Annotated in this window: 9 protein-coding genes and 3 pseudogenes; 10 read left to right on the forward strand and 2 right to left on the reverse strand. The window is 39.3% G+C overall.

Annotation, left to right across the window (positions count from 1 at the left end):
* Positions 1-1321 (reverse strand): annotated as a pseudogene (locus tag ADICYQ_RS22170) (ABC transporter ATP-binding protein); the annotation flags it as partial.
* A gap of 276 nt (positions 1322-1597) precedes the next feature.
* Positions 1598-3268, reverse strand: a complete 1671-nt coding sequence (locus tag ADICYQ_RS22175) for a hypothetical protein (protein WP_020894083.1) — start codon at positions 3266-3268, stop codon at positions 1598-1600.
* A gap of 211 nt (positions 3269-3479) precedes the next feature.
* Here ADICYQ_RS22175 and ADICYQ_RS22180 point away from each other — a divergent pair, with 211 nt between their 5' ends.
* The 10 genes and pseudogenes from ADICYQ_RS22180 (at position 3480) to ADICYQ_RS22220 (ending at position 11675) form a co-directional block, all read left to right on the forward strand.
* Complete coding sequence (locus tag ADICYQ_RS22180; protein ID WP_020894084.1) at positions 3480-3725, forward strand: type B 50S ribosomal protein L31; 246 nt, start codon at positions 3480-3482, stop codon at positions 3723-3725.
* Positions 3726-3797: 72 nt separating this feature from the next.
* Positions 3798-3935, forward strand: a complete 138-nt coding sequence (locus ADICYQ_RS29890; protein WP_020894085.1) for a putative sugar nucleotidyl transferase — start codon at positions 3798-3800, stop codon at positions 3933-3935.
* Positions 3904-5003: pseudogene (locus ADICYQ_RS22185) on the forward strand (putative sugar nucleotidyl transferase). Before ADICYQ_RS29890 ends, ADICYQ_RS22185 begins: the two are co-directional and overlap by 32 nt.
* A 12-nt stretch (positions 5004-5015) precedes the next feature.
* Entirely contained in the window at positions 5016-6137 is a 1122-nt protein-coding gene (locus tag ADICYQ_RS22190) for a DNA polymerase III subunit (RefSeq protein WP_020894088.1), read from the forward strand.
* 56 nt (positions 6138-6193) lie between these two features.
* Complete coding sequence (locus tag ADICYQ_RS22195) at positions 6194-6628, forward strand: ATP-dependent zinc protease family protein (protein ID WP_020894089.1); 435 nt, start codon at positions 6194-6196, stop codon at positions 6626-6628.
* A 6-nt stretch (positions 6629-6634) separates the two neighbouring features.
* Positions 6635-7543, forward strand: a complete 909-nt coding sequence (rimK, locus tag ADICYQ_RS22200) for a 30S ribosomal protein S6--L-glutamate ligase (RefSeq protein WP_020894090.1) — start codon at positions 6635-6637, stop codon at positions 7541-7543.
* Positions 7543-8481 carry a hydroxymethylbilane synthase gene (gene hemC, locus ADICYQ_RS22205; protein WP_040417666.1) on the forward strand — a complete coding sequence of 313 codons (939 nt, stop codon included), beginning with the start codon at positions 7543-7545 and terminating at the stop codon, positions 8479-8481. Before rimK ends, hemC begins: the two co-directional genes overlap by 1 nt.
* On the forward strand, positions 8474-9325 hold the full coding sequence (locus tag ADICYQ_RS22210; protein WP_020894092.1) for a peptidylprolyl isomerase: 852 nt from the start codon (positions 8474-8476) through the stop codon (positions 9323-9325). The genes hemC and ADICYQ_RS22210 overlap by 8 nt, the downstream gene beginning before the upstream one ends.
* On the forward strand, positions 9300-10247 hold the full coding sequence (locus tag ADICYQ_RS22215) for an SDR family oxidoreductase (RefSeq protein WP_020894093.1): 948 nt from the start codon (positions 9300-9302) through the stop codon (positions 10245-10247). Before ADICYQ_RS22210 ends, ADICYQ_RS22215 begins: the two co-directional genes overlap by 26 nt.
* 40 nt (positions 10248-10287) lie before the next feature.
* A pseudogene (locus ADICYQ_RS22220) lies at positions 10288-11675 on the forward strand (sodium-dependent transporter).
* Positions 11676-11744: the final 69 nt, after the last annotated feature.

The raw sequence follows: 11744 nt of genomic DNA on the forward strand, positions 1-11744 counted from the left end.
TTGTAAGTATCAAGCGGCACCCCATCTATTTTTATTACTCCTTTGGTCGGGTCATAAAACCTGGGCAATAAATCTGCTAAAGTAGACTTACCTCCGCCTGAGGGACCTACTAGTGCAATGGTCCGCCCTTTTTTAATTCGAAATTAATATTATTCAGCACCGAAGCTTCCTGGTAGGCAAAGCCCACGTTTTCAAAAACTACCGAAGTTGTAAATTCCTTTAATTCTTTAGCATCTGGTGTATCTACTATCTTAGGCTTTGTGTCCACTACAGCAAAGATCCGTCTGGCAGATGCCAGGCCTCGCTGTATACTGCTTAGCGCTCTGGAGATCTCTTTGGCTGGATTCAGCACTTGCGTAAATAGTATAATATAGGCGATGAATTCACTGGCACTTAGTGCTGAAGTATTGTTAAGCACTAAATTACCCCCATAAAGTAAGATTCCAGCAACTACTGAAACCCCTAAAAACTGGCTAATAGGTGAAGCCAGCTCATTTTTTCTAGCCATGGACACATTTACTCTGGCGTAGTAACCCGTCTCAGCTTCGAATTTGCTCTGAACAAATTTCCTTGCCCCAAAAGCCTTTACCACACGCATGCCTCCGATGGTTTCGTCCAAAATATTCACTATTCTCCCTAAAGATTCCTGACTTTGTTCCGCTTTTTTCCTAAGCTTCTTGGTGATATAACCAATGATGGCGCCTGATATAGGTATCAATAATATTGTAAATAGGGTAAGTTCATAGGACATGAAAAACAATACGGCGAAGTACAATACAATTGTAACCGGCTCTTTAAAAATCACCCTTAAAGACTGAACAATACTGTTTTCGACCTCCTGAATGTCATTGGTCATTTTGCTAATCAAATCACCTTTACGCTCATCAGAGAAATAACCGAGATGCATATTACTTACAGCGTTGAAAATATGTACCCGCATTCCCTGTATAATATCTGCGCGGACTTTAGCTAAAACCACTCCTGAGAGGTAGGCAAATAAATTACTTAGAAAGACTGATATTACGATGATAATACATACATACACCAAAGTTCCGAACCTCCCATAGATATTGGCTATCTGAAGGAAATAATAATTAAATAGATGCATGAAATAATTCACACTGAAGGAAAACTCAGGCTTGTTTGCATAAACCAGCAATTCATCCTTACCCACCTGCTCAAAAATCACATCAAAGAGTGGCTTCAAAAGGGTGAAATTCAACAGCCCAAAAACAATAGCCAGCAACGCATAGGATATATAGGTAGGGAAATACCTCCTATAGGGACGCGCATAGGCCAATATTCTCAAATATGTATTCATAAATTAACTAATTATGCAAGGTGAAAAACAGCTGCTTAAACGTTTCAATTATTGATCTCTGGATCAAACCTGAAACGTGCTACTTCTAGACTTTCGGGCCTGGTCGAGATAGGCCATAAACATTTAAGGCTTGGTGAGATACTTTCAAAATTGACTCGCCTATTCTATTTGAGAGCTTCAACATAGGACAGCCAATTGAAAGTTTCCAAATAGCCAGATCTAGAGCGCAATTTACTATTTTTTAATAGGAGGAAACGGGATTTAAGAAAATTGGAATTAAAAATGTTGATCAAATCTCCCCATATTCAGCCTTAGCGCCAATTGTCCATAGGAGGTTTTTGAAGTCAATTCTCCATCTGAGTAGTCTCTTCTTAAGGTTTGCGACAGATCAATGAACAAATTTTGTCGCAACATGAACTGCGCATGGAGGGTAGCCATGCCTACCTTGTTTTTAATTCCCTGACCTATATAATTACCATATAAGCCTGTGCTGGTTTGTACTCTGCTTTTTAATATGTCACCACCGAAGTTATCCGTTTCAGTAGGATCTGCGCCATACAACTGGTACATAAAAGTCCCACGGAGGGTTAATCGTGGCAAGGGTTGAAATGCCATCACTGCTAAAGCCTCCCTGAAATTGGCCCCTCTTGGATGGGTCAGCGGAATACGGTAATTGGTGTAGGACTGATAATCAAATTTCTCCTGAAAGGTAAATGGTCTTGCCTGATTGTATTCCAATTGTAAATCCAGGTTATTAACACCTGCCACATCTATATACTTATACCCCAACTGAACCCCATGTTTATTCCGACTCGATCCATCTCCAGAAATGCTAAAAAACTCATCAAACACAAACTCATCAAGAACAAACTGCCCATAAACCTGCATACCCTTAGCCGGGTGCCATTTGACATCCGTTCCAAGCATCACCTTATCAGGAGTGCCTAATTGATGCTCTACCCATCTGTAAAAGATTATAGGGTTAAAATAATTCCAATCCGCTTTGCTTGCCATTACGGATTCAAATACGCCAACATTAATTTTTTTACCTAAATTAACTCCAAGCCTATGAAATGAAAACCACTTTTGAGGATATCTACCATCCGTTGGAACGCCCCTAGAGGTAATGATATCAGCAGTCATTTGGCCCCATAAATTTGTAAAATCAACTTTACCAATCTTGGTATTAATTCTCAAGAATAAAAAAGGGTTTGAAAAATCTGAAAGGACAAATGACTTTAGGCCTTCCCCAATAAAATGGCTATCATGCCCCATTTGCACATGAATATGTTTAGTAGCTTCGAAGGATAAATGTCCTCTTGCAGAGAAAAAGTTATACCCATCATCTCCGTAGCGTTTCCAAAAGCCCTGCCCTGGAATAGCTCCATGGCTCTTTACATAACTATCCACCCAAGTAGGGAACACTAAATCGGTAGTAGCTAACGTTGTGTAGAAGCCAACTTTCCTATCAATGCTTCCGTGAATGGCTATTCCTCGGGTATTTCTAAATGGAACCCTATCAACTCCAGATTCCATGCCTCCTTGAAAATATAAAACAGGGTTAACATGCACATCAAAAACCTCATCTCTATAATAATAAAAGTCCGAGGGCCTTTTATAAATATGCTTTCCCAATGAGCGTTTAGAAAACGCCAAAGAATCCGTAGCGTATTCCCAGTTGTCTTGTAGCATGTAATTGAGATTAAATGCATCTTCCCTACTGAGATCGCTGGCTTCTTCTTTATACTTTTCAAGAAATTTAGCCACATTATCCCTTTGATAAGGCTTGGTACCTGTATGGAAAAAATCATTAAAAGCTCCATTTTTTATTTCGTACCTTTCCAAAAGATTATAATAATCCCTATTGAATGGTAACAAGGGACTTTGTGCCTGAACATTTGAAATAAGGAAAACCAAAAACGTTAAAAAGAGAAAAAAGTACCTCATAAAAACCGTATTTTATACTGATTAGCCTCTATTTTCAGAAAATTAGTCTCATTAAGATCCTACTGAAAACTAGTCTATTGACTGATTTGGCTGATTATGACATAAAATTAACGAAGTATTTTATATTTGAAAGGGAATGTTTTGGAGAAAATTATAAAAAGGGGTAAATTTGTGCCTCAATTTGAAGAGGATAAAAATAACAGGCTATACAATGAAAAAAGAAATCCATCCTAATTACAGAGACGTAGTTTTTTTAGACACTTCCAGTGATTATAAGTTTATGACCAAATCTACCATTGAAACCGAGGATAGTATCACTTGGGAAAATGGCGAAGATTATCCATTGGTAAAGGTAGAGGTTAGCTCTGCTTCACATCCATTCTATACTGGCAAGAAAATGCTTTTGGATACTGCTGGTAGAGTTGAGAAATTTAATAGAAGATATAAGAAAAAGTAAGTTTTTCATATTATTCTTTGAGATAAAGTCTATCAGAAGCATATTTCTGGTAGACTTTTTTATTTTTGTAATATGGACAACATTGTTTTATTTGATGACCCCAAGAGTAGAGGAAACCTCTTGCCTTTTACATTTACCCGCCCTGTAGCAGAAATCAGGATTGGCATTTTTAAAATCAGTGAAAAAATGGCAATCCCTACTACACGCTAAAGACCTCGGTTTTTTGACGCAGAATTATTTGCAGTCTAAATTCCCACCTCTTGCTGTCAAGGCGCTGTATATTAATGGTGCCTTGTGCCCGGATGAGGACTTGGTAAACGCCATCAATGAACTCAAAGAAACGAGGCCCTTTGGCATCAAGACACCTTACTGGCCGCATTTTTTGATAAGCCAGAGCAGTTCCACAGTGATCATTTGCCTGATAAAAAACGGATTGATTATGATCCGGAAATAAAACTGCTTAGCAAAACATGGCAGATATTTCAGTGGAATGGTGATGAAATCAGGAAAGACTTCAACATTATAACCAAAAGAAGGGTGTCTTGGGGAACGGATGATCCACATACCCATATGTACAATGAACCTGCCATTTTCATAGAAAAAGGAGCCAAAGTCCGTGCATCTATTTTAAATGCCACAAATGGACCCATTTACATTGGAAAGAATACTGAAGTCTCGGAAGGATCGATGATCAGGGGGCCGTTTGCACTATGTGACGACAGCATCATCAGCATGGGAGCCAAGATCCGTGAAAACACAACAGTAGGTCCTGGCTGCAAAGTAGGTGGTGAGGTTTCTAATACGGTTTTTTTCGGCTATAGCAACAAATCCCATGATGGCTATATCGGCAACAGCGTGGTAGGAGAATGGTGTAATTTTGGTGCTAATTCTGTTGTTTCAAACATGAAAAACAATCTTATGCCTGTCAAAATATGGGATTATACCAAAGGTGGCTTTGGAGACACTGGTCTACAGTTTTGCGGATCAATGGTGGCAGACCACACAAAATTGGGAATAGGCACCACACTTAATACAGGTACCGTTATTGGTGTTGGTTCGAACGTATTTGGAGAAGGGTTCCCCAGAAAATTCGTCTCTTCATTTGCATGGGGTGGCGGAGCTGCTGGGTTTAGCACATTCAAACTCATGAAATTCGAAGAAACTGCACAAAGAGTAATGGACTTAAAAGGAAAGGAGTTTAACGAAAATGAAAGGGCAATTTTGCAAAAAGTATTTGAAGTCACCAGGCCTTATAGAATTTGGGACAAAGAATTTTAAATAAAAAAATCCATGCTCTTTTCATCAATACCAGGACTTGAGGAAACGAAAGTCAAACTTATAAAGGCGATTCAAAACGATCATTTGGCCCATGCATTATTGTTTCATGGAAAAGAAGGAAGTCCCAACCTCCCTTTAGTATTGGCCATGGCTACTTATATCAATTGCGCTAATCCAGGAGCTGAGGACGCATGCGGGAAATGCCCCTCATGCCTTAAGATGGAAAAATTAGTACATCCAGATCTGAATTTTGCCATGCCACTACCGGCGGCAAAGAAAAAAGAAGATGAAGAAACTACTGACCTCCTCTCCTCTTGGAGGTCTTTTGTACTAAAAAACCCTTATGGTAATCTTCAGGATTGGAATTCTCATCTGGCGATTAACAAACCATTGAGTATATCTAAAGGTACCGCCAAGCAGATTGTCAAAACCCTCTCTTTAAAATCTTTCGAAGGTGGGTATAAGATGATGTTGATCTGGGCTCCGGAGACCATGCACCCTTCGGCAGCTAACGCACTTCTAAAGATACTGGAGGAGCCACCTGCCAAAACCTTGTTCCTCATGGTGACACAACATCCGGAAAGCCTACTGACTACCATACTTTCCAGGACCCAGAAAATTCACGTGAGGAATTTCACAGATGATGAAATTAAAAACTTTTTGACTGAAAATGGTTTGTCTACGGCTGTGGCAGCACAGCAAATTGCCCCTCTTGCTGATGGGAATTTAAGAGAGGCCATGTTGCTTTCCCGAAATACAGAGGATAAAAATACTTTGATCTTTAGAGATTGGCTCAGAAACTGCTACTCTGTTAAAATACAGGAAATCGTAAATTTCGCAGACCAAATTACAAACTTCACAAAAGAAGGTCAGAGGTCCTTATTGCTAACAGGTATCAATGTCATACGTGAATCTTTATTAAACAAAGCCCAGCTTAATGAATTGATGCGAACAAGTGATGAGGACAGAGAGTTTATCGTCAAATTCAGCAATTCTGTACTGACTGACGAAAAACTGTCAAATATATATACTGCCTTGAACGAAGCACATTATCATATTGAAAGAAATGCAAATCCGAAAATTCTATTTTTAGACCTCGCATTTAATCTGGCCCGAATTATGAAGGCAGCATAATGCAATAATATCATAACCACCTTCACTATTACTCAAGTAAAGCTTAACTTTAAGCCATGGAAAAAATTATTATTGGGAGGAAAGAAACAATTGATCTTCCAGAATGGGGCATTAAAGCGATTAATGCCAAAGTAGACACTGGCGCTTACAATTGTTCCATCCATGTGTCCTCAGCTGAAGAAGTAGAAGTAGAAGGCAAAAAGATGTTGGAAGTGATTCTTCTTGACCCTGAAGACAAGGGCTATACTGGGGAGAAAATAAATATCATCCATTACAAAGTAAAGAAAGTAAAGAATTCCTTTGGTCAAATTGAAAAAAGATTTTTAATACATACCACCATAATACTAGGAAACCATAACCTCCAGGTGGCCTTTACCCTTTCGGATCGTGCCAAAATGAAAAACGCTGTTTTAATAGGAAGAAAAATCCTTAAGGGCAGGTTTTTGGTAGACGTTGAAAAAGTAAATCGTGCTCCCAAGGTAAAAAAATAAACGACAATGAAAATAGCCGTATTATCCAGAAATCCACAATTATACTCCACTAAGCGTCTCATGCAGGCCATTAGAGAGGCCGGCCATGAAGCCTTGGTCATTGACCACTCCGCATGTGATTTGGTAATTGAGCAAACTGGCCCTTATATCATTTATAAAGGCGAGAAACTGACAGGAATAGACGCCATAATCCCGAGAATTGGAGCATCCGTGACTTTTTACGGAACTGCAGTGGTCAGGCAATTTGAATTGATGGGGGTATTTTCCGTGATCGAATCTCAGGCAATTGTTCGTAGCCGAGACAAGTTGCGATCCCTCCAGATTTTATCCAGAGAGGGCTTAGGAATGCCTAAAACGGCATTTACAAATTTCTCGAAAGGTGGAGAAAAACAAATCGTAGAAATGGTTGGTGGAGCGCCATTAATTATAAAATTACTCGAAGGAACGCAAGGTCTGGGCGTAGTTTTAGCTGAAACGAGAAAGGCTGGACAGTCTGTAATTGAAGCCTTTCACGGATTGAAAGCGCGTATTATTGTTCAGGAATTTATCAAGGAAGCAAAAGGTGCCGATATCAGGGCATTTATAGTCAACAACAAAGTGGTAGGAGCCATGAAAAGACAGGGTGCGGAAGGAGAATTCCGTTCCAACCTACATAGGGGAGGAAAAGCTGAGGTAATCAAGCTTTCACGTGCCGAAAAATCAGCAGCTTTAAATGCCGCCAAAGCCCTTGGGCTTTCTGTTGCTGGAGTAGACTTACTTCAGTCAGATCGTGGCCCATTGATCTTAGAAGTAAATAGTTCTCCTGGTTTGGAGGGAATAGAGAAAGCTACAGGAATAGACATTGCAGGAAATATCGTTTCATTTATAGAAAATTCTGTCCAGAAAAAAAACGCAAAAAGGAAATCGGATTCGTAATGAAGTCAATTAGAATAGGAACAAGAGGAAGTAAGCTGGCTATGTTTCAAGCCAATTATGTTGCAGATTTATTAACCAAGAGTGGCATTCAAACCACCATTATCCCTATTGAAACCAAGGGGGATAAAATCTTGGATGTATCCATTTCAAAAATAGGGAGCAAAGGTGTTTTCACGGAAGAGTTGGAGACTAAATTGGCTGCTGGAGAAATAGACATAGCCGTGCATAGTGCCAAAGATTTACCATCACGCCTTCCTGAGGGATTTGAGGTCATTGCCTTTACTGAACGAGAAAAAGTAAATGATATAATCATAAGCCATAAAGATGATTTTCCAGATTTGAGCGACAGCAGTAAAACCATAGTACTGGGTACCTCTGCCACCAGGAGAATCGCCACCTTAAAGTATTTTTATCCACATGTAAAAACTGTTGATATCAGAGGCAACTTACAAACACGGGTAGCTAAAATGGAAAGCGGAATTTGTGACGGCCTACTCTTAGCTTATGCTGGTGTCCACCGTATGGGATACGATTCACTAATCAAAAAAGAACTTCCTATCACGGAGTTCACTCCTGCTGTAGGTCAAGGAAGTATAGGGGTAGAAATTCATGAAAGTTTGGACGCTGACCTGAAAGCTATCGTGAAATCAGCCGTCAATCACCGAGAATCTGCGACTTGCTTAAAGGCAGAAAGAAGCTTTTTAAGGATTCTTGAAGGAGGCTGCAGTATCCCTGCTTTTGCATTGGCCAAATGGGAAGGTGACACTTTATTACTTGAAGGCGGATTAATGCAGATCGATGGTAAAGAAAGATTATTTGCTTCTTATAGAGGAAAAGAGGAAGAGGCCGAGCAACTTGGCGAAAAGCTAGCCGAGGACATCAAATCACGTGGTGGAGACAAATTACTGAAAGAGATTAAGCAAAGACTAAATGGCTAAACAATCATTTATTAGGATACTTACAGGCGCAATTTTAGTAATGATCGCGAGTTCATGTGCTACTGAAAAGGACTACCTGGTTACCATCGATACAAAATATGGTAAAATGTATGCCATTCTTTACGATGAGACCCCAGTACATAAAGAAAATTTTATTGACCTGGCCAGTTCAGGAAGGTACGATTCAACCTCATTTTATCGAATTATTGAAGATTTCATGATACAAGGTGGAGATGTTTTCAATAAGGAAGAAATGAACCAAGAAGACTGGTACACGCTCCCTGCTGAATTTGACGAAAACTTGATCCATGAGAAAGGTAGCTTAGCAGCTGCCAGGCAAGGAGACAACATCAACCCTGAAATGAGATCAAGTGGTTGCCAGTTTTATATAGTAGAAGGTAAAGTATACGATGAAACAGCCCTAACAACCGACATAAGGAAACTTCAAAAAGCATTTTCCAAATACCTTCAACTTGACAGCAATTCTGAGTTACGAGAGAAATACAGCGATCTTTATCAAAAAGGTGAATATGACAGCATAAATTCCTTAATGCTTTCCAATAAGATAGTGCTGGAAAAATTTTTTAACTTAAATTTGGGATTAGACAAAAGAAATAATCAGATTCAAGCCTACACTACAGTAGGAGGTACGCCTCATTTGGACGATACCTATACTGTATTTGGAAAAGTAATAAAAGGTCTCGATGTTTTAGACGAGATAGCTTCGTTGGAGACAGCGGGGAGCAGTACACCTATTACACCCGTTTACATGAAAGTAAATGTAGAGTTAATATCAAAAAAGAAAATAGCTAGAGAATATGGATATCAATATCCTCAAAAGTAATAAGCCAAAAATACTGATCACTGGTGCCAATGGCTTACTAGGACAGAAGATCATAAAAGAGATACTTATTGAAGGGAAATACACTGCAATAGCTACTGGTAGAGGAGATTGTCGTTTACCGACAGAATGGGGAGGTTACATTTATGAAGAAATGGACATCACCAAACTTTCAGACGTAATGGACGTGTTTAAAGTCTACAAGCCTGATTATGTCATTCATGCAGCTTCAATGACAGATGTGGACAGATGTGAAGTAAACCGGCATGCTTGTTTTGAACAAAACGTAACGGCAACTTTGAATATCATGAAAGGTAGTGCACATGCAAAATCTCACTTGATATTTATTTCTACCGACTTTATTTTTGATGGCAAAAATGGCCCATATGATGAATTGGCCAAGCCAAATCCGCTTAACTATTACGGAAAAACAAAAATAGATACAGAAACTGAAATACAAGGCTATGAATACAACTGGTCCATCGTTAGGACCAATTTAGTTTATGGCATTGCACATGACATGAGCCGGTCTAACATTATCCTTTGGGTCAAAAAAGGACTGGAACAGAACAAAGAACTCAGCCTGGTCGACGACCAATTCAGGACACCAACACTTGCTGAAGATTTAGCCAACGGCTGCCTATTGATCGTAGAAAAAAATGCTACAGGAATCTTCAATATTTCTGGGGACGAACTATTAACCCCATATGATATGGCCATCAAGACGGCCAATTTTTTTGAGCTAAATGCTGAAGGGATAAAGAAAACAGATTCAAGCATTTTCACTCAGGTTGCTACCCGACCTTTGAAAACTGGACTCGATATTTCCAAAGCAAAAAATATTCTGGGATTCAAACCTAAAACTTTCACAGAAGGGATTGCAATTTTAGCAAAACAAATTAAATTAGCTAATTATAAAATGTAACCATTTTTCACTTTGAACCCCTATCAACTCACCCAATAATATGCAAAAATCTAGTAAAACACCCTCGCGCGGACAATGGGGATCATCGTTTGGTTTTATCATGGCTGCCGGCGGATCAGCTGTGGGGTTAGGTAATATTTGGAGATTCCCCTACATCACTGGACAAAATGGCGGAGGTGCTTTTGTATTTGTTTACTTGGTTTGTGTCCTATTGATAGGACTGCCATTACTATTAAATGAAATTGCGCTGGGTCGAAAATCTGGGAAAAACCCCGTTGGAGCTATTAAGGAAACGGGAGGAAACCGGTTTTGGCAATCGTCAGGGGTTTTGTGTGTCGTGGTTTGTTTTGCGGTACTTAGCTACTACTCTGTAATTGCCGGCTGGACCATCGGTTACATATTCACTGAATTGATAAATATACCTGTAGATTTTGAGGTGTTTATTCAGACACCGCTATATGTAGTCCCTCTCTGTATTGTCTTCATACTCCTGACCATAAGTGTTGTGCTTGGAGGAATTTCAGGAGGAATTGAAAAAGCAGCAAAATTTTTGATGCCTATTTTATTTTTAATAATCCTTCTTATCGCTGCCAGAGCAGTGACATTACCAGGCGCATCAAAAGGGATTGAATATTATCTTTCTCCAGACTTTAGTAAAATAAATGGTAAAGTAATTTTATCAGCACTCGGCCAGGCATTTTTTAGTTTATCTGTTGGCTGGGGTTTGATGATTACCTTCGGATCCTACCTTCCAAAAGGAAATAACATCATAAAGTCTTCCTTGTGGATAGCAGGAATGGACAGTACTGTAGCGCTTATGGGAGGCCTAATGATCTTCCCTGCACTCTTTGCATTGCTTCCTGGAGTAAGCCCTGATGAAGGGCCAGCTTTAGTGTTCAATGTGCTACCCAGAGTATTTGACCAAATTGAGCCATTCGGGAATATTATCGGCGGATTGTTCTTTCTATTACTATTGGTAGCAGCGCTCACTTCAAGCATATCCATGCTAGAGGTACCAGTTGCCTATTTTATAGATGAAAGAAAATGGTCTAGAAAAAAGCAACCTGGACATTGGGTATTGCTGCTATGTTTTTGAGTATCCCATCTGCTCTGGCATCAGTTAAGGGGAATTTCTTTAATCTTATCCACATCGACTTCTTTGGAAACGATATAATTGGCTTTTTTAACCTTATGGATTTCTTCTTTGGCACCTTGGCCATTGTAATAATATGCTTAATGTTAAGCGTTTATTCTGGATGGATCAAAAATGTAAAAGTTTTTGCCACAGAGTTAACCATTGGAGCACCTGCATTTGAAGGTTTCCCAAGAAAAGCGTGGATCTTTTTTATTAAATGGATTTGCCCTATCGTAATAATATTCGTCTTACTCAATATGGTAGGCGTATTTGGAGCCCCAGAAAAAGTATAATTTCAACACTTCGTTTTTAGCAGGACTTTATTCTTATTGGCTAAAACAAAAAAAACTAAAAAGGNACAC

It is taken from the genome of Cyclobacterium qasimii M12-11B (genome assembly GCF_000427295.1).
GTDB lineage: Bacteria > Bacteroidota > Bacteroidia > Cytophagales > Cyclobacteriaceae > Cyclobacterium > Cyclobacterium qasimii.

Excerpts from the sequence above, each read along its gene's own strand:
- ADICYQ_RS22195 (WP_020894089.1), top strand. The coding sequence starts at position 6,194 with ATGGAAAAAATTATTATTGGGAGGAAAGAAACAATTGATCTTCCAGAA.
- ADICYQ_RS22180 (WP_020894084.1), top strand. The coding sequence starts at position 3,480 with ATGAAAAAAGAAATCCATCCTAATTACAGAGACGTAGTTTTTTTAGAC.
- rimK (WP_020894090.1), top strand. The coding sequence starts at position 6,635 with ATGAAAATAGCCGTATTATCCAGAAATCCACAATTATACTCCACTAAG.
- ADICYQ_RS22210 (WP_020894092.1), top strand. The coding sequence starts at position 8,474 with ATGGCTAAACAATCATTTATTAGGATACTTACAGGCGCAATTTTAGTA.
- ADICYQ_RS22175 (WP_020894083.1), bottom strand. The coding sequence starts at position 3,268 with ATGAGGTACTTTTTTCTCTTTTTAACGTTTTTGGTTTTCCTTATTTCA.
- ADICYQ_RS22215 (WP_020894093.1), top strand. The coding sequence starts at position 9,300 with ATGGATATCAATATCCTCAAAAGTAATAAGCCAAAAATACTGATCACT.
- ADICYQ_RS29890 (WP_020894085.1), top strand. The coding sequence starts at position 3,798 with ATGGACAACATTGTTTTATTTGATGACCCCAAGAGTAGAGGAAACCTC.
- ADICYQ_RS22190 (WP_020894088.1), top strand. The coding sequence starts at position 5,016 with ATGCTCTTTTCATCAATACCAGGACTTGAGGAAACGAAAGTCAAACTT.
- hemC (WP_040417666.1), top strand. The coding sequence starts at position 7,543 with ATGAAGTCAATTAGAATAGGAACAAGAGGAAGTAAGCTGGCTATGTTT.